Source organism: Pseudarthrobacter ribosi, assembly GCF_055412865.1.
This window is the reverse complement of sequence record NZ_JBVAYZ010000003.1, coordinates 208,035-228,376: the sequence shown is the minus strand read 5'-3', so window position 1 is coordinate 228,376 and position 20,342 is coordinate 208,035. Positions and strand designations below refer to the sequence as shown.

20 protein-coding genes are annotated in these 20,342 nt (G+C 67.4%); 10 read left to right on the top strand and 10 right to left on the bottom strand.

Features of this window, described 5'->3' with window-relative positions; all coding sequences use genetic code 11:
- Window positions 1-13 precede the first annotated feature (13 nt).
- The 3 genes from thrS to ACZYZ5_RS04690 form a co-directional block, all read right to left on the bottom strand.
- Entirely contained in the window at window positions 14-2,023 is a 2,010-nt protein-coding gene (gene thrS / locus ACZYZ5_RS04700) for a threonine--tRNA ligase (protein ID WP_463899513.1), read from the bottom strand.
- Between the two features lie 106 nt (window positions 2,024-2,129).
- Entirely contained in the window at window positions 2,130-5,630 is a 3,501-nt protein-coding gene (locus tag ACZYZ5_RS04695) for a DNA polymerase III subunit alpha (protein ID WP_463899511.1), read from the bottom strand.
- Window positions 5,627-5,959: a DUF6504 family protein gene (locus tag ACZYZ5_RS04690; RefSeq protein ID WP_463899509.1), complete on the bottom strand. Its 333-nt coding sequence runs from the start codon at window positions 5,957-5,959 to the stop codon at window positions 5,627-5,629. Before ACZYZ5_RS04690 ends, ACZYZ5_RS04695 begins: the two co-directional genes overlap by 4 nt.
- Window positions 5,960-6,115: 156 nt before the next feature.
- On the opposite strand from ACZYZ5_RS04690, the gene ACZYZ5_RS04685 reads away from it, so the two are divergent.
- Complete coding sequence (locus tag ACZYZ5_RS04685) at window positions 6,116-6,502, top strand: hypothetical protein (protein ID WP_463899507.1); 387 nt, start codon at window positions 6,116-6,118, stop codon at window positions 6,500-6,502.
- 10 nt (window positions 6,503-6,512) lie between these two features.
- Here the strand turns inward: ACZYZ5_RS04685 and ACZYZ5_RS04680 are convergent, their stop codons facing one another.
- A complete protein-coding gene (locus ACZYZ5_RS04680) occupies window positions 6,513-6,839 on the bottom strand; it encodes a chorismate mutase (protein ID WP_463899709.1) in 327 nt (108 codons plus the stop codon).
- A gap of 14 nt (window positions 6,840-6,853) precedes the next feature.
- Between ACZYZ5_RS04680 and ACZYZ5_RS04675 the strand changes: the two genes are divergently transcribed.
- A complete protein-coding gene (locus tag ACZYZ5_RS04675) occupies window positions 6,854-7,276 on the top strand; it encodes a VOC family protein (RefSeq protein ID WP_463899506.1) in 423 nt (140 codons plus the stop codon).
- 525 nt (window positions 7,277-7,801) lie between these two features.
- Here ACZYZ5_RS04675 and ACZYZ5_RS04670 read toward each other — a convergent pair.
- Entirely contained in the window at window positions 7,802-7,993 is a 192-nt protein-coding gene (locus tag ACZYZ5_RS04670; protein WP_463899503.1) for a hypothetical protein, read from the bottom strand.
- A 324-nt stretch (window positions 7,994-8,317) separates the two neighbouring features.
- The gene (locus ACZYZ5_RS04665; RefSeq protein WP_463899501.1) at window positions 8,318-9,064 is read right to left on the bottom strand and encodes an SOS response-associated peptidase; all 747 of its coding nucleotides are present in this window, start codon (window positions 9,062-9,064) and stop codon (window positions 8,318-8,320) included.
- 271 nt (window positions 9,065-9,335) lie between these two features.
- Between ACZYZ5_RS04665 and ACZYZ5_RS04660 the strand changes: the two genes are divergently transcribed.
- The 3 genes from ACZYZ5_RS04660 to ACZYZ5_RS04650 all read left to right on the top strand — a co-directional run bounded on the left by ACZYZ5_RS04660 (window position 9,336) and on the right by ACZYZ5_RS04650 (window position 11,490).
- A complete protein-coding gene (locus ACZYZ5_RS04660) occupies window positions 9,336-9,593 on the top strand; it encodes a mycoredoxin (protein ID WP_056429693.1) in 258 nt (85 codons plus the stop codon).
- A gap of 167 nt (window positions 9,594-9,760) precedes the next feature.
- Window positions 9,761-10,846 carry an S-(hydroxymethyl)mycothiol dehydrogenase gene (locus ACZYZ5_RS04655; protein ID WP_463899499.1) on the top strand — a complete coding sequence of 362 codons (1,086 nt, stop codon included), beginning with the start codon at window positions 9,761-9,763 and terminating at the stop codon, window positions 10,844-10,846.
- Complete coding sequence (locus ACZYZ5_RS04650) at window positions 10,843-11,490, top strand: MBL fold metallo-hydrolase (RefSeq protein ID WP_463899497.1); 648 nt, start codon at window positions 10,843-10,845, stop codon at window positions 11,488-11,490. Before ACZYZ5_RS04655 ends, ACZYZ5_RS04650 begins: the two co-directional genes overlap by 4 nt.
- Window positions 11,491-11,568: 78 nt before the next feature.
- On the opposite strand, the gene ACZYZ5_RS04645 is transcribed toward ACZYZ5_RS04650, so the two are convergent.
- Entirely contained in the window at window positions 11,569-12,342 is a 774-nt protein-coding gene (locus ACZYZ5_RS04645) for a lipoate--protein ligase family protein (RefSeq protein WP_463899496.1), read from the bottom strand.
- Here ACZYZ5_RS04645 and ACZYZ5_RS04640 point away from each other — a divergent pair.
- A complete protein-coding gene (locus ACZYZ5_RS04640; RefSeq protein ID WP_463899494.1) occupies window positions 12,335-12,718 on the top strand; it encodes a DUF2177 family protein in 384 nt (127 codons plus the stop codon). The genes ACZYZ5_RS04645 and ACZYZ5_RS04640 overlap by 8 nt on opposite strands.
- 17 nt (window positions 12,719-12,735) lie before the next feature.
- On the opposite strand, the gene ACZYZ5_RS04635 is transcribed toward ACZYZ5_RS04640, so the two are convergent.
- A complete protein-coding gene (locus ACZYZ5_RS04635) occupies window positions 12,736-13,539 on the bottom strand; it encodes a thioesterase family protein (RefSeq protein WP_463899492.1) in 804 nt (267 codons plus the stop codon).
- A gap of 143 nt (window positions 13,540-13,682) precedes the next feature.
- Here ACZYZ5_RS04635 and ACZYZ5_RS04630 point away from each other — a divergent pair, with 143 nt between their 5' ends.
- From ACZYZ5_RS04630 to ACZYZ5_RS04620, 3 genes are read left to right on the top strand one after another with little or no spacing between them, the layout of a single operon-like run.
- Window positions 13,683-13,907: a carbohydrate-binding domain-containing protein gene (locus ACZYZ5_RS04630; RefSeq protein ID WP_463899706.1), complete on the top strand. Its 225-nt coding sequence runs from the start codon at window positions 13,683-13,685 to the stop codon at window positions 13,905-13,907.
- 49 nt (window positions 13,908-13,956) lie between these two features.
- Complete coding sequence (locus tag ACZYZ5_RS04625; RefSeq protein WP_463899704.1) at window positions 13,957-14,667, top strand: endonuclease/exonuclease/phosphatase family protein; 711 nt, start codon at window positions 13,957-13,959, stop codon at window positions 14,665-14,667.
- A gap of 28 nt (window positions 14,668-14,695) precedes the next feature.
- The gene (locus ACZYZ5_RS04620) at window positions 14,696-16,381 is read left to right on the top strand and encodes a SulP family inorganic anion transporter (protein WP_463899490.1); all 1,686 of its coding nucleotides are present in this window, start codon (window positions 14,696-14,698) and stop codon (window positions 16,379-16,381) included.
- A 62-nt stretch (window positions 16,382-16,443) separates the two neighbouring features.
- On the opposite strand, the gene ACZYZ5_RS04615 is transcribed toward ACZYZ5_RS04620, so the two are convergent.
- On the bottom strand, window positions 16,444-18,174 hold the full coding sequence (locus tag ACZYZ5_RS04615) for a DUF5671 domain-containing protein (protein ID WP_463899488.1): 1,731 nt from the start codon (window positions 18,172-18,174) through the stop codon (window positions 16,444-16,446).
- Window positions 18,114-18,518 carry an LpqB family beta-propeller domain-containing protein gene (locus ACZYZ5_RS04610; protein ID WP_463899487.1) on the bottom strand — a complete coding sequence of 135 codons (405 nt, stop codon included), beginning with the start codon at window positions 18,516-18,518 and terminating at the stop codon, window positions 18,114-18,116. Before ACZYZ5_RS04610 ends, ACZYZ5_RS04615 begins: the two co-directional genes overlap by 61 nt.
- Window positions 18,519-18,875: 357 nt before the next feature.
- On the opposite strand from ACZYZ5_RS04610, the gene ACZYZ5_RS04605 reads away from it, so the two are divergent.
- The gene (locus ACZYZ5_RS04605; protein WP_463899485.1) at window positions 18,876-20,336 is read left to right on the top strand and encodes a DUF5129 domain-containing protein; all 1,461 of its coding nucleotides are present in this window, start codon (window positions 18,876-18,878) and stop codon (window positions 20,334-20,336) included.
- Window positions 20,337-20,342 lie beyond the last annotated feature (6 nt).

Genomic DNA, 20,342 nt, shown 5'->3' with positions numbered 1-20,342 from the left:
TCTTCCCTGTCCGCTAGCTGGTCCGGTTGCGGACGGCGTCCACGATCCGCTGCACGGCCTCGGTCACCGGCACGCCGTTGTCCTGGCTGCCGTCACGGAAGCGGAAGGACACGGCGCCGGCGTCGGCGTCGTCTCCGCCGGCGATCAGCACGAACGGGATCTTGTCCTTGCTGGCGGTGCGGATCTTCTTCGGGAAACGGTCCGAGGAGATGTCCACTTCGGCGCGGATGCCCGCGGCCTTGAGCTGGTCCACGACGTCGAACATGTAGTCGTTGAAGGCCTCGGCCACCGGGATGCCGACCACCTGGACGGGCGCCAGCCAGGCCGGGAAGGCTCCGGCGTAGTGCTCGGTGAGGACGCCCATGAACCGTTCCACGGAACCGAACAGGGCGCGGTGGATCATCACCGGTCGCTGGCGGGTGCCGTCCGCGGCCTGGAACTCGAGTTCGAAGCGCTCGGGCAGGTTGAAGTCCAGCTGGATCGTGGACATCTGCCAGGTGCGGCCGAGGGCGTCCTTGGCCTGGACGGAGATCTTGGGGCCGTAGAACGCGGCTCCGCCCGGATCGGGGATGAGCTCCAGGCCGGAGGCTTCGGCCACTTCGGCGAGGGTGCGGGTGGCTTCGTCCCAGGCGGCGTCGTCGCCCACGAACTTGTCCGGGTTCTTGGTGGAGAGTTCGAGGTAGAAATCGTCCAGGCCGTAGTCCTTGAGCAGGCCCAGCACGAAGTTCAGCGTGGTGGTGAGCTCGTCCTTCATCTGCTCCCGGGTGCAGTAGATGTGGGCGTCGTCCTGGGTCATGCCGCGCACCCTGGTGAGGCCGTGCACCACGCCGGACTTCTCGTAGCGGTAGACGGAGCCGAACTCGAAGAGCCGCAGCGGCAGTTCGCGGTAGGACCGTCCACGGGAGCGGAAGATCAGGTTGTGCATGGGGCAGTTCATCGGCTTCAGGTAGTAGTCCTGGCCGGGCTTGCGCACGGTGCCGTCCTCGTTCAGTTCCGCGTCGATGTGCATCGCCGGGAACATGCCCTCTTTGTACCAGTCCAGGTGGCCGGAGACTTCGTAGAGGTGGCCCTTGGTGATGTGCGGGGTGTAGACGAAGTCGTAGCCGGCGTCGACGTGGCGCTGGCGGGAGTAGTCCTCCATGGCCTTGCGGATGATGCCGCCCTTGGGGTGGAACACCGGCAGGCCGGAGCCCAGCTCGTCCGGGAAGGAGAACAGGTCCAGCTCAGCGCCGAGTTTGCGGTGGTCGCGGCGTTCGGCCTCGGCGATGCGCTCCTGGTAGGCCTTGAGGGCGTCCTTGGTGGGCCAGGCGGTGCCGTAGATGCGCTGCAGCTGCTGGTTGTTCTGGTTGCCCAGCCAGTAGGCGGCCGAGGACCGGGTCAGCGCGAAGGCGTTGGAGATCAGCTTGGTGTTGGGCAGGTGCGGGCCGCGGCACAGGTCGCACCAGATGCTGTCCCCGCTCTTGCGGTCCACGTTGTCGTAGATGGTGATGTCGCCGGCGCCGACCTCGACGTTGACACCTTCGCCCGCTTCGGCGGCGTTGTTCTTCTTGCCCAGCAGTTCGAGCTTGTACGGCTCGTCCTTCATCGCCTCGCGGGCCTCGTCCTCGGTGACGACGCGGCGGACAAACTTCTGGTTCTGGTTGATGATCTTCTGCATCATCTTTTCCAGGGTTTTCAGGTCTTCCGGCGTGAACGGCTCCTCAACGTCGAAGTCGAAGTAGAAGCCGTCGGTGATGTAGGGACCGATGCCCAGCTTGGCGTCGGGACGCAACTGCTGCACGGCCTGGGCCATGACGTGGGCGGCGGAGTGGCGCAGGACGTTGAGCCCGTCCGGGGAGTCGATGGTGACGCCCTCGATCGTGGCGTCCTCGGGCAACGGCTGGTCCAGGTCCTTCAGCTCGCCGTTGATGCGGGCCACAACGACGTCGCGGCGCTCAAAAAAGAGTTCCGCGCCGGTGGTCCCGGTAGTCACCTTGGTCTCTTCGCCATCGACGAGAAGGGTGATCTGCTGGGCATCTGACACGGGTGTCTCCTATTCAAAGTTTAGGCTTCGTAGCTTGTGGCGTACGGGGACCACAGCCAGCCTCGTCCATGCTATCGGTTTCTGCAGAGGCCAACCAACGAGCCACTCAGCCTCCCAGTCCGGTAATGGCGAGGTTGCGGCTGATCCCGTCCAGCGGGCCTGGCGGCTCGGGTTCCCGGTATTCCGGGATCCCGGAAGCCGGGACCGGAAACGGCAGGGTCTCGGTGCGGCTCAGGTCCCAGGCCATGCTGGCGCTGATGCTGATCCCCCTTGGCCCGGTCCGTCGGGTGGTTCCCCGGATCAGCAGCAGCCGGGTGCCGAACAGCAGCGGCCCGGCCAGCTCCTGGGCCTCATGGAAGAAGACGGAATCCACGCAGCCCGTGCCGTCGTCGATGCTGATGAACACCACGCGGCGCCCGCCCCGCATGGGTGGGGTCTGGGTGGCGACACGGACCCCGGCGACCAGCACCTCGGTGCCGTTGCGCAGTCCCAGCAGCCGGTCCGCGGTGGTGACGCCGAGCCGGTCCAGCAGCGGCCGGTGGCTGGCCATCAGGTGGTCGCTGACATCCACCGCCATCAGGTCCAGCTCGGCCCGGACGGTATCCACCAGCGTGGGAGCGGGCAGGCCGGCCTTGAGGTTTTTCAGCTCGACGTCGCCCAGCGGCAGCGAGAGCTGCCCCTCGATCACGTCGATGCCTTTCCGCTGCGGCCTGCTTTGCAGGGTCTGCAGATGCTGCACCAGGTCCGCGCGGTTGGCCGTCCCGCCGGAGGCCCGGTGCAGGGCGTCGAAGGCCCCCAGCTGGGCCAGCCGCTGGATGCTGGGTTTGCTCAGCCGGGACCTGGCCCGCAGGTCCGCGAGGGAGTCATAGGGCTGTCCCGCCACGATTCTTTTCAGCTCGGTTCCGGAGAGACCATAGATGCCGTTCAGGCTCAGCCGGATGCCCAGCTTGCCGCGGTCCGGGCCGGTGGTCACGCGTTCCACCCGGTACTCGGCTTGGCTGCGGTTGATGTCCAGGGGCAGGATGGGGATCCCCAGCCGCCGGGCCTCGGCCACCAGGAGCCGCTTGGGATACATGCCCGGATCGTGTTCCCACAGCCCGGCGAGGAAGGCCTCCGGGTGGTGGGTCTTGAGCCAGGCCGACTGGTAGGTGGGCACGGCAAAAGCGGCGCCGTGGGCTTTGCAGAAGCCGAAGCTGCCGAAGGCCTTGAGCGTCCCCCAGACCTTGTCCACCACTTCCGGGCTGTACGCCCGCGAGCGGGCTTCCTTCCGGAAGAACTCCTCCACCTTGCCTTCCAGGACCTCGTTGCCGAGGGCGCGGCGGAATTCGTCGGCCCGCGCCAGCCCGCAGCCGGTCATGACGTCAAAGGTCTTCAGGATCTGCTCATGGAACACCGTGACGCCGTGCGTCTCCTTCAGGACGGGCTTGAGGTCAGGGTGCGGATAGACCTCGGGGGCGAAGCCGTGCCGGTGCTCCAGGAAGGGCCGGACCATGTCCGATTTCATCGGGCCCGGCCGGAACAGCGAGATGTCGATGATGAGGTCATTGAACTCCCGGGGGGCGAGTTTGCCGATGAGCTCCCGCTGCCCGGGCGATTCGATCTGGAAGCAGCCCAGGGTGTGGGTGCTGCGGATCAGCTCATAGGTGGGTTCGTCGTCGAGCGGCACGGCGTTGAGGTCGATCTTCCCGTCCGGGGCGATGTAGTCCGGGCCTGTCCCGTCCGGCCCCGGCGGGTGGGCGCCGGCGGCCACCACCTCGGCTTTGGAGGGATGCAGCCGGATCACCTCGCGGACGGCGAAGGCCATGGCGCTTTGCATCCGGACGCCGAGGACATCGAGTTTGAGCATGCCCATCGGGTCCATGTCGTGCTTGTCGAACTGGCTCATCGGCAGGCCCAGTCCGCTGGGCTGCACGGGCGTGCGGTCCAGCAGGGTGGCGTCCCCCAGGATCACCCCGCAGGGGTGCATGGAAATGTGGCGCGGCAGCCGGTCCAGCCGTTCGGTGAGGTCCACCAGCAGGTCCAGCTGCTGGTTCTCCCTGAAATCGCGCTGCCCGACCCGGCCGGCAAATTCCTTCAGCTCGGGCTTCTCCTCGAGGGCCTCGCGGAAGTTCCGTGCCGAGAAACGCCACAGCTGCTTGGCGATGTCCCCGATCTCGCCCTCCTCCATGCCCAGGGCCAGGCCGGCATCGCGCACGGCACCGCGAGCGCGGTAGCCGTTTTGCATGCTCATCAGCGTGACGCGTTCGGAGCCGAAGCGCTCAAAAATCCTCCGGTACACGTTGTGCCGTTCGGCGCTTTCGACGTCGATGTCGATGTCCGGCAGGGTGGCGCGGTCCCGGGAGAGGAAGCGTTCGAAGATCAGGTCGTGCTCCAGCGGGTTCACCTGGCTGACCTCGATCAGGTAGTTGACCAGGCTGGAGGCCCCTGAGCCGCGGGCCGCCGCGCGGACTCCCATGTCCAGGATCATCCGGGAAACTTCGGCCACGGTCAGGAAGTAGGCGGCGAAGCCCAGGCTGTCGATGATCCGCAGCTCGTGCTCCAGCCGCGAGCGCAGTTCCTGGGCGGGTTTGCCGGCGATCCCAGGGAATCGCCGGCTGATGCCTGCCTCACAGCGCTGGGTGAGCTCCACCAGGGCGTCCCCGGCGATTCCGATGACCGAGGCTTCCGGCACCACGGGCTGTTTCCATCCCATGTCCGTCACCGGATCGATCCGGTGACGGTCCGCGAGCGCCTCGGTCTGCGCCATCAGGTTTTTGAGGTCCGCGGCGCCGTACCCGGCTGCATGCATGATCTCCTTGCCCAGCTGGAGCATCTGCGCCGCGGATTTGAGCCAGCCCTGCCCGTTGGGCTGGAGCAGCGGGGCGGTGGAGAGTTCGGGCAGCGATTTGAGGGTGCGGGCGGAATCCAGCACGTCCGCGGTGGCCGCTCCATCCTCGGCGACATACCGCACGGCGTTGCTCAGCACGGCAGGAACCCCGTGTTCGGCGGCGAGCTTGAGCATCCGCACCGCGTGGGCGGTGCTGAGCGGTTCCCCGGGCGGGCTGAGCTGGCTGACCACCTCGGCGGCGATGGTTCCGGGGGGCATGGCATCGAGCCAGCGTTTAAATAGGGTGCGGGGGCGCAGGTAGCGCCTGCCGCCCATGGCGCGTCCGACGTCGGAGTCCGGGCCGATCAGCACGGTCAGCACCGGCTTGAGCGTTTCCGGGTGCAGGGTGCGGGAAGCCAGCTCGGCCCGGGTCACGGCGACGGGCACCGCTCCCCCGGCCTTGCCCGTGGTGCGGGCATGGGCATCGGAGATCAGCCGGCACAGCGCACGGTACCCGGCGCCGTTGTTGTGCCCGTGGGCCAGCACGACGACGCGTCCCCCCACCTGGGTGCGGAGGTCCCCGTCGTCATCAAAGACCGCAAGGTCCACTCCGACGATCGGGTCCAGCCCCGCGGCCATGCAGGCCAACAGGTGCTTGACCGTCCCGTAGAGGCCGTCGCGGTCTGTGCAGGCGAGCGCCGTCGCCCCGTCCGCGGCCGCGGCGGCGGCCAGCTCCTCCGGCCAGGAGACCCCGTAGTGGGCGCTGAAGGCGGTGGAGACATGGAGATGGGTGAAGCTCATGCCGATTCGGGCTTCCGGAAGGGAAGCAGGCCATCGTGGATCCGCAGCAGGCGCCAGCGTCCGCTGCCCACATGCCGGGTCAGGTCAAGGGTGAGGCTTTCCTGGTCGGGGGAATCTACCCGGCGCACCTGGACCCGCCAGATCTCATGGTCCACCAGGCCGGGGCCGCTCCCCAGAGGTGCGCGCTGTTCTTCCGCCCACCACTGGCGCCGCTCGTACCAGCGGACCGGTTCCGCACAGACGGTGTAGTGGTGGCCGGCCCAGTCGAGTTCCAGGGGCTGGCCGGAGGGTGCGCAGACGACGTTCACCGACTCGCTGAACATCCCCATCGCGCCTCCCGGCCCACACCATCAGTAAAACCATCTGTACTAAACCTGCCAGAAACTATTCGAACATATCTTCGAACAACCTCAGTCTACGACGGTGCCGGGGCAAAACCTAGATCAGGGGTGGACGGACGCAGGCACAGGTAGCAGGATTGATCCATGAGCTCCCATAACGCACTTCTCAAGAACGTAAGCATCGCCGCCGAGGACACGTCCTTGGTGGCGAAGTTCGATATAGACGGAAATATCCCCGGTCAGGGCGCCTACGTTGTGGGCCTGGTGGCAGCAACCCCGGATCACTCCCACCAGCGACGAATGGGGATCGAGTTCATGAACGGGGAGGCCGTGTCCTTCTACTGCTTCAGCCACGACGGCACGGAAGAGAACTTTGACCTCAAGGGTGTGGAGCACTCCGGCAACACCATCACCGGGAACTTCCCCATCAGCACCGTCATGGGCCTGGCCAAGGGCCACCTCATGACAGCGTTCAGCGACTGCGACGGCCGCGACTACCAGGCGAACGTCCCGGTGGAGGAATCCCTTTAGGCTCCCTGCACTAGGAGCTGGCTTTGTAGACTTCCAGTTCGAGCGTGATGAAGGCGTCGATCATGGCCCGGTAGGTCTTCTCAACGAGTTCGACGTCGATGTCCTTCAGTTCCGCCGTGGTGCGGACATGTTCGATAACCCGTTCCACACGGCCGGGGGCACGGACCTCGGCGCTATCGGACTTGAGGGTTCCGGCGATCCGGATCAGGCGCTCGCGGCGTCCGATCAGCGACACGATCTGCTCGTCCACCTCGTCAACAGCCACCCGCACGGCGGCGAGCTGTTCCCGGTCGGCCTTGGCAGCTTTATCGTTTTCCTGATTTGTGGACATGTCCATGACAGTATCGAAAGATGCAGCCACGAGTCGATTTAATTTCACTGGGTGTCCGCAGTGTTGACGCCTCCCGCAGTTTCTACGTAGACGGCCTGGGCTGGCCCGTGCACCGGGAAGTCCGCGGCGAGGTCCTATTCATCCAGGCCAATCACGGCCTGATCCTCTCGCTCTGGGACGCCGGGCAGATGCAGGCCGAAGCCGCCACTGATCCCCCCGCCGGCCGTCCCTGCATCACCCTGAGCCACAACCTGGCCAGCGCGGCGGAAGTCGACAGCGCCTTGGCCGAGGCGGAGACGGCCGGGGCGGAAATCATCGCCGGGCCGAAGACCCAGCCCTGGGGCGGTTACACCGGCTACTTCGCCGACCCCGACGGCTACCGCTGGGAAGTGGCGTTCAATCCCAGCTGGGCGGTCGACGGCGGCGGCAACGTGACGCTCTAACGGCAACTAGCGAAGAGCCAACGCAAACCGGCGTTCCAACAACGGCGGGTCAAAGCGGGAATCCTGCTTGGTCTCACCGTCCTGGCACCAGCCATGCCTTTCTTCCCGTTCGCCACATCATCCCGCGGTCTCCCGAATGCAGCGCCCTCGACCTGCAAGGTGACCTGCATCAAGAATCCCTGCCAAGGCCGTACGCCAGGCCAGGATCTGGGAAGACGTAAAGTCCGGAACGTCGCCTTGGACTGCTTCCCGAATCGAAAAGTTGATCTTCAAGATGGGCTTCAGCAGACGGTGCCGTTGTGACCAAGGGCACAATGACCCTATTGAGCTGCTCGACTGCGCCGCTAATGTGGCTTGGAGCACACGGCGGCACGCTTTTCGAGCCGGTGTGCGGTGGGCTACGAAGCAGCGGTGGTGCCGCGTCTATACCGGCGGCACCCCGCAGCATTCGGAACACGGGAAGGACAGGCTCCGGGCCGGATAGCTCCGCCCCTTGCATTGAGCAGCCGACCCAGCTGTGTCCCTTTAGCCGTCCGTCCCACCCGCAAGTTCCGCCGGGATTGCCCCGGCGATGCGGCCGATAACGTCCTGCGCCGTGAGTCGGGACGTGTCGATGACCAGGCCGGCACCGGAGATCAACCAGTCCCGGGCCGCGGCGCACTCCGCGATGTGGTCCAGCCGCCACTGCCTGCCAGTTGACTCCAGTTGGTCATTCACAATCCCGTGCCGAAGGCTGGCTACGTCCGCGTCCAGCACCACATGGAATATCTGCTCGCGCGCCGAAGGTTCCGTTGATCCAGATCATCATGCGCTCGACGGTACCCTCGCTCGGGGGAGGCTGGAGGACCGGAGGTCGATCTGCCGCGGAATCGTCCCGGCGTAGGTTCCGACCGCTTCGTAACCGAGTTCGAGGGAGGCGCTGGTACTCAGTACCACCGCGGCCGGAAATCCCACGGGTGGCCGCCCAGGCCCTCAGCGGCGGTTTCGTCTAGCAGTACTTCATCCCATTGGTGACCGAGGTGCCGGGCGATTCGCGCCCGGCTAGAACAGGCTCCCCACCGGCTGGATGAGTTCCGGTGAGTCGTTCTTCACGTTCCCGACGGCGGTGCCGACGGCATCGATCGTCCAGCCCTCCGCGACGTCGTGCGCCCCGGCCCGGACCAGACCCACCAGTCCGGCGGCATCGTCGGCCTGCGGGTCCAGCCACGCCTGCATCGTCCCCCGGTCCATCGGCAGAGGAACCCGGTCGTGCAGGGCCGTGAGTTCGGCCAGCATTCCCCCGGCGTAGCCCTCCGGCGGCGAGTCAGTGGTCATGATCGACGTCGAGAGCAGCCAGCGTTCCGGGTCGCCCTCGGCCTTGGAGGGGTCCTTCCACCATTCGTAGAGTCCGGCGAATACGATCGGGCTGCCGTCCCTCGGGTGCACGTAGTAGGGCTGCTTGCCGCGGCCTTCGCCCTTCCATTCGTAGTAGCCGTCGGCGGGGACCGCGCAGCGCCGGGCCCGGGTGGCCTTCCGGAACGCCGGCTTCTCCAGCACACTCTCGCTGCGGGCATTGATCATCTTCGAGCCGATGCCCAAGTCCTTGGCCCAGGACGGCACCAGCCCCCAGCGCGCCAGGTGAAGCTGCCGGACCGGCTCCCCGTCGACCAGCCGTTCGAGCAAAATCGGCACGTCCGCCGTCGGGGCCACATTCCACGACGGGGGAATCGCAATCTCGTCCTCGAGTTCTGCGTCGAACTCGGCCAGCAGGTCTCCGACGGCCCGGGCCATCACGTAGCGTCCACACATGGCACCAGCATGCCACCGCACCCAATCCCTGTCACCCGGAACCGAGAGTCCCGGTTGAGCCCGCCGAGGTCGCCGGAGACCTGCGGAGTCGCCGGAACTTTCCAGCGACGTCGCAGCTTTCCCGCGTATTCGCGGCCGACGGCGTAGCAGGCAGCGCCCGCCCTGCGGGAATACCGGTCCGCGGGTTACGGTTATTGGGAGTAACGTACGACTTTTTGTCGCCAATCGGCGCTGCCACCGCGCGCCGTCAACCAGCTTTGAGGAGAACTTCGTGGACTTCACCCCCGAATCCGGCACCATCACCATGTTTTCGACCACCTGGTGCGGCTACTGCAACCGCCTGAAGAAGCAGCTGGATGCCCAGGGCATCGGGTACACCGAGATCAACATCGAAGAAGTGGACGGCACCGCAGATCTCGTGGAGAAGCTCAACGGAGGCAACCGCACCGTTCCCACCGTGCTGTTCCCGGACGGCACCGCCGCCACCAATCCCTCCGCTGCCGAGGTCAAGAGCCGTCTCGCGGCCTAAGGCACACCCCTGAACAGATGACGACGACGGCGCGGCCACCCACGGGGGGCCGCGCCGCACCCCCGTTATGCGGCAGAATTTGTGCGAGTGAAGTCTTGCGTGACAGAAGTCTTGAGACAAAGAGTGTTTGCGGCCAGATCCGCGACCGAGCAGAGGAGCTATTTTCCATGGTCCATAAAGTCAAAGGCGCAGTAGTCCGCTCCAAGGGTGCACCCGTCACCCTGGAGACCATCCTGGTCCCGGATCCCGGACCCGGCGAGGCCCTGGTGGACATCCTCACGTGCGGTGTCTGCCACACCGACCTGCACTACAAGCAGGGCGCCATCAACGACGACTTCCCGTTCCTGCTCGGACACGAGGCCACCGGTGTCGTCAGCGCCGTGGGCCCGGACGTCACCGAGGTAGCCCCCGGCGACCGCGTGGTGCTGAACTGGCGCGCCGTCTGCGGCGAATGCCGTGCCTGCGCTAAAGGCCAGCCGCAATACTGCTTCAATACGCACAACGCCGCCCAGAAGATGACGCTTGAGGACGGCACCGAACTCAGCGCGGCGCTCGGCATCGGGGCCTTCGCCGAGAAGACCCTCGTCGCCGCCGGTCAGTGCACCAAGGTGGACGCCGAGGCTGACCCGGCCGCCGTCGGCCTGCTCGGCTGCGGCGTGATGGCAGGCATCGGCGCGGCCATCAACACCGGAAACGTCAAGCGCGGCGATTCCGTCGCCGTGATCGGCTGTGGCGGCGTGGGCGTGGCGGCCGTTGCCGGCGCCGCGCTCGCCGGCGCCACCACGGTGATCGCCGTCGACATAGACCCGAAGAAGCTCGAACGCGCCAAGGACCTCGGGGCAACACACACCGTGGACTCCTCCGCCGTCGACCCGGTCGAGGCGATCCGCGAACTGACCGGCGGCTTCGGCGCCGACGTCGTGATCGACGCCGTGGGACGTCCCGAGACGTACAAGCAGGCGTTCTACGCCCGCGACCTCGCCGGCACCGTGGTCCTCGTGGGCGTTCCCAGCCCCGAAATGACCCTGGAACTGCCGCTGCTGGACGTATTCGGCCGCGGCGGCTCGCTCAAGTCCTCGTGGTACGGCGACTGCCTCCCCTCGCGCGACTTCCCCATGCTGATCGACCTCTACCGGCAGGGCAAGCTGGACCTGGACGCCTTCGTCACGGAGCGGATCACGATCGACCAGATCGAGGAAGCGTTCGACAAGATGCACTCCGGCTCGGTGCTGCGTTCGGTCGTGGAACTGTGAGCGGCGGACCCGTGAGCGGCCTCCGGATCGACCGGCTGATCACCTCGGGCACCTTCTCGCTCGACGGCGGCACCTGGGACGTCGATAACAACATCTGGATCGTGGGCAACGACGCCGAATGCGTCGTGATCGACCCGGCGCACGACCCCGACGCCGTCGAGGCAGCGGTCGCCGGCCGCAAGGTCACTGCGGTCCTGCTGACGCACGGCCATGATGACCACATCGCCGCCGTCGGCGAGGTCCGCGGGCGCGTCAACGCCCCCGTGTACCTCAACCGCGAGGACTGGATGCTCTGGGAGCGGGTGTTCCCGGGAACCGAACCGGACCACGCGATCGAGGACGGGGACACCTTCGACGTCGCCGGCGCACGGCTCGTGGCGCTGCACACGCCGGGACATTCCCCCGGCTCCATGTGCTTCTCCCTGGAGAGCGAGGGCACCGTGTTCAGCGGCGACACCCTGTTCCAGGGCGGTCCGGGCGCCACCGGCCGGTCCTATAGCGATTTCCCCACCATCATCGAGTCCATCAAAGCCAGGCTGCTGACCCTGCCGGCGGACACCGTGGTGCGGACCGGTCACGGCGATCCGACGACGGTCGGTGCCGAGGCGCCGCAGCTGGAGGAATGGATCGCCCGGGGCCACTAGGCACCAGCCGTTACAACCGGGCACCTCAGAAGGCCGGGCACCGCTGGTGCCCGGCCTTCTCCATGGCCTGCGGCGGTCTCAGCCGAGCAGGCTGTCGAAGTCGCCGTAGGCCAGAGTGGCGTAGCGGGCGTAGGTGCCGATCACGGCCGCCTCGATGGCGTCCACGTCCAGGTGCGGGACGAGGTCGTTGACGGCGCCCGCCGTGGCCGGGTCCCAGTCCAGGCCGAGGGCGGCGTAACTGGCCTCCAGCACTGCGCGGATCGGGGCCGAGTTCTCCACCACAATGACGGAGCTGAACAACCAGCCGCCGGCCACCACCCGCTGGGCCGTGCCGATCAGCTTGAGCTGGTGCTGCGGAAACTCCGGATCCTGGCCGTGGACACTGAATTCCCCGGGGCAGTACTCGCCGGGGATCTCCCCCACCGCGGCGTCGACGCCGGCGCTCCGCAGGGCGCCGGCCAGCAGTTCACCGAAGAAGGAAAACCGCCGCTTGGCCCCGGCGATCGCGTCCGTGTCCGGTTCCAGGTGATCGATCACGAGGGTTCCCTGATGGTACGCGGCGGCGCGTCCCCCGGCCTTGCGGACCAAAGGTTCGAAGCCCAGCTCGCGGCAGGCCTGCGCGGCGGCGTCAAAACCCGGCAGGTGCGTGTCCCGCTGCCCGAAGGCCACGGTGGGCGCCGGCCGGTAGAGCCGGATCGTGGGGCCCACACCACCGGTTTTGACCCTCCGCAGCAGTTCCAGGGCGAAGTCCAGGTCCGCGGCGGCGCCCAGGGATTCCTCCTGCCGGAAAATCGTCAGCCTCCGCGCTGCGCCTGCGGCCTCCGGCATGTTGTTATGCTCCCATATGGTCATTTTGCAGTTCCTTGTTGTAGCCGCCGCGTTCGCCGTCATCGATTCCGTCTGGCTCAAGTCGATGAGCAAGTTCTACCGGCGCCATCTCGGGCACCTCATGGCGGACAAGCCCCATCTAGGGTACGCCGTCGCTTTCTATGTCCTGTACAACGCGGGGATCGTCTTCTTCGCCCTGCAGCCGGCGCTCGACGGCGGCAGCTGGCTCACGGCGCTCGGGTACGGCGCGGCGCTGGGCACCTTCGCCTACGCCACCTATGACCTCACCAACGCCGCGACCCTGAAGAACTGGCCGCTCATCATCGTGGTCGCGGATATCGCCTGGGGTGCCGTGCTGACGGGCCTGGCCACGGTCGTCGGCTGGCTCGTCTTCCACTAGGCGTCAGACGGCTGCGCCTAGGACTTCCGGAGCGTCAGGATCTGCTCAGCGCGGCCGAACGGGCCGGTGAGGTCGTGGAGCACGGTGGAGGTCAGGCCGATCCCGTCCGTGCCGAAAGAGACCTCGTTGTCCAGCCCCAGCCACTCCCCTTCGGGGCGCCGGTACATGTGGATCTGGAGGTCCAGGTTGGGAAAGGCGTAGCTGCCCTTGCCCGGGGGAACACGGGCGGCAATGCCGTTGGCGGTGTCCACCAGGCCGACTAGCCGGGCGAGGTCGCTGCTGTCCTTCCGGTCCGTCAGCGGGTGCCCGGTGTGCAGCCAGACCGTGCCCGACCCGGCGCGGTGCCCGGCCGCGATCCGCATGTCCAGCGACGCGATGTAGCCGCCCGGCCAGATGCTCGCGGCGTCATACGGTTCGCAGTCTTCCGGCGCGGAAATCCTGGGATCCTCAAACGCCGCGATGGCGCTGGTGTCGGAGGTGATCATCCGCCACGCCGTGGCACGGATCGCGGTGCGGCCGCCTGCGGTCAGCTCGGCCTGCACCAGTTCGATCGTCCGGCCCGGGCGGAGGGTCGTGGTGACAACCTCGAACTCGCCGCCGGGGATCAGGCCGAGAATCTCGTAGCTCAGGCGCGCCATCCGCATGTCGTCGCGCGGCTCATGCCGATCCAGGCAGTCAGCCATGATGCCGGAGGCGGGAGCCATGTGCTGCTCGTGCTCATTCCAGGCGCCCTGGGCGTGGATGGTGGAGCGGAAACGCCCGCCGCCCAGTACCTCGTAGTAGAAGTCGCCCTCGGCAAGCTCCGGTAGTTCAGCAGTCATCAACGTCTGCCCTTTCGCGTGGCTGGTAATCCCAGAACACACTATCGCTTCCGCACCGGCGGCAGGCCCAGGGGCAGCCCGAACCCCGCCAGGCACTTTGCCATCGGCCACCTCGGTCACCACAGGCGCACCAGGCGCAGCTCATATCCCAGCCCTGGTCCCGCCACAGTTCCCGCACAGCCTCGCCGGGAATCGTAGAGACCAATCCACCCACTGATTCCCTCGTCCTGGCCGCGGGCGAGGTGACCGTGAACGCGGCGGACGACGGCATCCGGGGCAAGGACTGCACCGTCCTGCTGGACGGCGCGTACACCGTCACCGCCGGGACCCGCGGCCGCCGGTCCGACTCGAATGGCTGGACTGGGTAGACTCGGAATCAGACTTTCCACGACTATCCACCGAAGAGGTGCTCCCCTGATTCGAGTCATCAGCTACAACCTGCGAAAGCACCATGCCATCGGTGAACTGGTTGATCTGGCCCGCAATTTTGAGATTGATGCCTTGTGTCTCCAGGAGTGCGACACGAACGACCTCCCGGACACCATTGGTGACCTGCACCTTGCCGACGCCACCAAGGGCAACCGGCTGGGCCTGGCGATTTACTACCGCATGGACCGGTTCACGGCGTACGAGACGAAGACCTTCGCGCTGAAGAAATCGCTGCACGACCGCGTCCTGTCCCCCGCGCACGAGCGGCTGATCGGCACCCGGGTGATCGACAATGAGACGGACCACGACCTCGTCATTGCGTCGTTCCACGCAGCCCCCCTGACGGCGTCGAACTCGCTGCGGCGGAACCAGATCCACGCCGCGCACGCGGAACTGCTCAGCATGCGCGGCGGCCTGATGTCCCTGATGGTGGGCGACTTCAACTACCCCTTCTTCACCAAGAACCTCACGGCCAAGATGAAGGATGCCGGCTACGACCTCACCCTCAGTGACCGGCGGACGTACACGCGGTACAAGGTCTTCAACGGCCATTTCGACTTCGCCACCTCCCAGGGGCTGAACATCGAGAGTGTCGAAACCCTGCCGCGTGGGGCATCGGACCACCTCCCCATCCTCATTTCGGCGGAGTACGGCAAGGACTCGCCGGGGGCCGACGACTCCGCGGCCCCTGCCGCGTAGCCAGGACCCGGTGCGCGGCGCCAGGGCAATGAAACTCCCGCCCGGCCTCAGAATGATGCGGGACTACGAACGCCCCTGGCTGAAATCTGATCTGGCCTCCGGCGCCGCCCTCAGCGCGTTCCTCATTCCGGCCGGCATGGCGTACGCCGAGGCCGCCGGGCTGCCGGCCGTCACGGGCCTCTACGCCTCGATCATCCCTCTGCTTGCCTATGCGGTCTTCGGGCCCTCCCGGGTCCTGATCATCGGCCCGGATTCCAGCCTGGCCCCGATGATCGCCGCCGCCGTCCTGCCGCTGGCCGGCAGGGATCCGGACCAGGCGGTGGCCCTCGCCGGCCTTCTGGCCCTGCTGATCGGAGGCATGCTGCTGGTCGGCAAGGTCTTCAGGTTGGGGTTCGTCACCGCGCTGTTGTCCAAGCCCATCCGCGTTGGCTACCTCAACGGAATCGCCATCGTCATCATGCTGAGCCAACTGCCCAAGCTGCTCGGCATGTCGGGCACGGGCGGGTCGCTAGTCAACAGCGCCACGGGGACGGCGCAGGCGGTGGCCCAGGGCGGCATCAATCCACTGGCGTTGCTGTTCGGCGCCGGCACCATCGCCGTCATCGTCGGATGCCGCTTCCTGCCGTGGAAGCTCCCCGGTGTGCTGCTCGCCGTCGTGGCAGCCACGGCTCTGACGGCCGCCCTGGACCTGACGACGGCGCTCCCCACTGTGGGGGCCCTGCCCCAGGGCCTGCCGGCTCCCGCCCTCGGCGGCATCAGCATGGAGGACGTCACCGCCATGCTCGGCCCGGCGGCCGGCATCGCCCTGATCGCCTTTGCCGATACCTCGGTGCTCTCCAAGAGCTTCGCCGCCCGGAGCGGTGTCCAGGTTGAGGGGAACCAGGAAATGGGGGCGCTCGGTGTGGCGAACGTGGCCAGTGGCCTCTTTGGCGGGTTTCCGATCTCCGGCAGCACATCCCGCACGCCGATCGCCGTCGAGGCCGGCGCCAAGAGCCCCCTCAGCGGAGCCGTTGCCGCCGCCCTTGTGCTGCTGTTCATGATCCTGGCGCCGGGGCTGACGACGTTCCTTCCCTCCAGCGTGCTTGCCGGGGTCGTGATGGTCGCCGCGGCGTCGATCCTCGACGTGAAAACGCTCCTCCGGCTGCTCCGGATAAGCCGGACCGAGGCCGCGCTGCTGGTCGCGACCTTCCTGGGCGTCGCCTTTGTGGGTGTCCTCGAAGGCATCGTGGTCGCGATCGGGCTGTCCCTGATCGCGTTTGTGCTGCGCGCCCTGGACCCCTACCGCACCGAACTGGGCAGCGTGGGAGAGGTGCCCGGGTACCACGACCTGAACCGCCACCCCGAGGGCCAGCGCGTCCCCGGCCTCGTGATTGCACGCTTCGACGCCCCGCTGTTCTTCGCCAACGGCGAAGTCTTCACCGAACACATCCGGACGCTCGTGGCCAACGCCCCGGAACCGGTCCGGTGGGTGGTCGTGGCCTCCGAGGCCATCACCGGCCTGGACACCACCGCCCTGGATGACCTCGTGGCCCTCGACGACGAGCTCGAGAAGCGCGGCATCAGCCTGGTCTTCGCCGAGATGAAGGGGCCCATCAAGGACCGCCTGATCCGGTTCGGCGTCAGCAGCCGGTTCGGCCCGGACCATTTCTTCCCCACCGTCACCAACGCGGTGCGGAGCTACAAGAGGCTCTTCGGTCTGGACCTGCAGGACTAAGGCCTAAAGGGGGCTAGCCGGCAACACCGGCAAGACCAGCCTGACCAGCGACTTTTGGCACCTCAGCCCAGCAGCGGAATCACCTCGATCCTGCCGTCCGGGCTGACCGTCACAAGCACCCGTTTTCCGCTAACACCCTCGAGTTCCCCGGCCAGCCGTCCCGCCAGCTGGCCGTCGCCGGCAGCGGCACCGGCCCCGACGTCGGCCCGCCTCCAGATGGTCACCCCGGCCCCGGTGACATCTTCGATGGCCCGGTGCAGCGGTGCCGGATCGCTGCCGGTCACCAGGACGACGTGACCGATCATCCGCTTCCGGGCGGGCCCCGCCGCCGCGAGGACCGCACGTTCGTGGCGCCACACCGCGAAGTGGTAGCCGGCGACGAGGCCGGTGGCCACCAACAAACCGAGCGGTGCCCGGATCCTGTCTACCACGCTGCCGCCCGAGATGTCGCCCAGGGCATACTCGAACATTCGGTAGCCGATGACCAGCAGGGTAATGACGGCGACCACGGCGCTGAGGCCGAACACCACAATCAGGTAGATCCGGCGGGCGTTCTGCCAGTTACCGGTATCGCCGGCAGGACTGGGCGCCGCCGCCGGGGTCCTCTCCAGGGGCTTCCAGGTGAGCCACCAGACGACTCCGCCGACCAGGAGCGAACTGATGCCCCCGAGCAGGAGGGTGCGCGCCCCGGAGCCTGCCAGCGGGTTCGCCGCCATGGCCAGGGCGGCGTTCACGATCACGCCGATCCCGGAGGCGGCGGCCACCAGGGCGATGCCGGAGGTCACCAGCCGGCTCCCCTGCCGGAGGGCTTCGGAACTGTCGCGGGCCAGCCCGCGGTGGTACACCCAGACCAGTGACCCGATCGCTGCGGCGGCGACGGCCGGCGCTAGCGGCTCGAGCAGCTGGTCCATCCCCTCGGTGCGGTCGAAGGCGAGCCGCAGCAGGACGAACACCGTGACCCCGGCACCGCCAAGGGTCAGCACGCCGGCGCCGAGGACCCCGACGGCGATGAGCCCGACGCTGGCGAGATCACCGCGCAGCCGCCAGCCGCCGTCGTGCTTCCAGTGCCACCACCAGACCAGCCCGCCGCCCGCGGCCCAGACGAGGGCCTGCAGCGCGGACACCCACCAGGGCTTGCCCACCGTCGCGGCCGCCAGCGCCCCCCGCAGAGCGGCATCGAGCAGGATCGACAGGGCTGAGACGGCGCCGCTGACCCCTATCACGAGCCCGATGTAGCTGCTGAGGACCGTGGGGGCGTCAGCTATGTCCACGGGCCGCTTGTCCGGACGCCGCCACATCCATCGGTGCCAGACCCAGACGGCTGCCCACACCAGCCCGGTGGCCAGGGACGGGCGCCACTGCAGCGACTGGCCGCCGATCAGCGTGGTCACGGTGCTGAGCAGGTTGCTCGTCGCCAGCACCAGGGAAAGCACGTAGGCGCCCGTGACATACAGGCCCCAGCCGACGGACGCCCGCTCCGCCTCGTCGTCCAGGCGGCGCCAGACAACCCACCACAGGAGCGCGGCCAGCGGCCCGCCGATCAGGGCGAAGGCCAGCGAACGCGCCAGCCCGGCCACGTCCCCGGCGGCCAGCACGGTGCCCGCCTCGAGGAGTCGTCCCAACAGTCCGCTGAGCCCGACGGCGGCGATCACCACGAGGGCGAAGAGCAGCAAGTAGGTGATGAGGCGGCGCACGGTCCGCTGGGCTCCGCCCACAGCAGAGTCAGCGCCCATCACTTCACCGCCGCGTTCTGGCACACCGTCAGCTGCCAGGGAGCCCTGTCGATCAGCCATTTGTCCCCCGTCTTGACCAGGTCAAAGCCGTCCTCGATCTGGTACTCGGCACTTCCGAACGGCCCGCCGCCCTCGGAGACGGTGATCAGCACCCTAACGTCCGCCGAGGCTGGCCGCTCGATCGTCGAGACGAGGGTGACGCGGAGGTTGTCCCCCGGCATCCGTTCCATGTTGGTGCTGCAACGGTTCTTGGCGGCATCCGTCAGATAGGCGGCCGCGGCAGTCTCGTCCCCGGCGATCGCGGCGGCAGCATACCGCTGGACCACCCCGGCGGGGGTGGCCTCGTCCACCGGCACCGGCTCGCCACGGGTGAACACAACAATCAGGGCGACAACCACGATCACTGAAACCGCGGCAAGAATAGCGAGCAGGGCGCGGTCCGGCCGCCGCGGTTCTGCTGCGGTCCCCGTGCCCGCCGGTGTTCCCGGCACCGGCCGGGCCGGTTCTGCTGCGGGTACTGCTGCCGGAGGTGTGCCGGTTCGGGCACAGCCGGCTCCGGTTCTTTCGCCTCTGGACTCATGCCGCCAGTATGTAGCAACCTGGGGGCGCCGTCATGGTGTCTTTCGGCCCATGGCGCCCTGACCTGCACTGACGCCGACTCCGGACGGCTCTGACAATTAGCGGGCGCCGCCTCCGAAAGACAGGTCCCCGCTCGGCGCGGGCACGTCGACGCGGCCCGCGGCAGGCACTACGCTCGGGAAATGGGAATCGTACGGAAAGTCCTGGGCCTCCTCGCTCTGGTGATGATCGGGCTGGTCGGAACCGGGCCGGCGGCGCAGGCAGTCACGCCGGTGGACATCGTCGTGGAGGACCGCGCCGGTGTGCTGGACCGGAACACCCTCCTGCCGGCGGTGCAGGCGATCGATTTCTACCAGCCCACCAAGGTGGCCGTCTACACCTACAACGGTTCGGCGTCGGACAACCTCAACGAGGAGGTGCTGCGGTTTGCCCGCTCCGAACATCCGGAGTGGATCAGCGAGGACGGACAAAAGTGGGCGAACGGACTCTTTATCTTCGCCCTGGACCCGGTGGGCCGGCACGTGGGGACCTACATGGGTGAAGACCGGAAAGTCTCGCCCGGACAGCGCGAGGACATCCAGGACGCATCCAAGGACCTTCTTCGCGACGCCCAGTGGACGGACGGCACCGTCGCCGGAATCCAGCGCGGCGCCGAACTGATCAATCAGCCCTGGTACCGCTCCACGGCCTTCCTCGTCGTGGCGTGGACCAGTATTGCGGCCGCCGTGGCGGGCGCCGGCACGTGGCTGATCGTGCGCTGGCGGACCCGGGTGGATAGCCGCAAGGAACTGGCCCGCGGCGACGTCAGCTACTCCAACGTCAGCTTGGACCTACAGGTCACGGACCTCAACGCCGGCACCATCCCGGAGGCCTCCCGCTACGGCAGCACGGTCCTCGAGAAGCACCGGACCTTCATGACCAAGTACAACACCGCCACCGGCCTCGCCAACCAGGTCCATGCCCTGTCGCCCAAGGACCTCAGCAGGCGGCCGAACCTGAAGCTGGTCCGCAGCTACGCCGACGCCGCGGCGGAACTCGATGCCCTCGACGACGTTATCGCCGACACCAACGCCCTACTTAACCGCGGCTCAGCTTGGGCCCCCGCCTGGGACCGGCAGCTGGCGCCCTTCCGCGCCGACCTGGCCGCGATCGAACAGATGCTCAGCAAGCGCAACGCCGAGGGCGACTCCGCGACGGCCGCCGCCCTGCGCTCCTTCCGCGATGAAAACCACCGGGAAATCGAACGGTGGACCGCGGAGCTCTCGGACGGAACAATCACGCCCGAGACGGCCCTGGACCGGCTGCGGGACGCGCGCACGCACCTCTCCGAGCTGCTCAAGAACCATGCCGATACCGTGATTGCCGGCTTCACCAAGAACGAGAAGGAAGCCCGGCTCATGCAGCAGGAGATGGAGGACGCACAGGCCGGAAGCAAGGCAAAATACGGGCGCACGTACGAACCCAGCATTCTGGGCACGGTGTACCCCTCGTATTACTTCCTCTCCGTGCCGACGTTCAACTCTGGCTTCACCAGCGGGGTCAGCAGTGTCAGCAGCGCCCGCGGCGGCGGGGGCGGCAGCACCACCGGCTACGGCAGCAGCGGCGGTAGCTTCTCCGGCTCCGGCAGTTCATCGAGTTTCTAGCCGCGG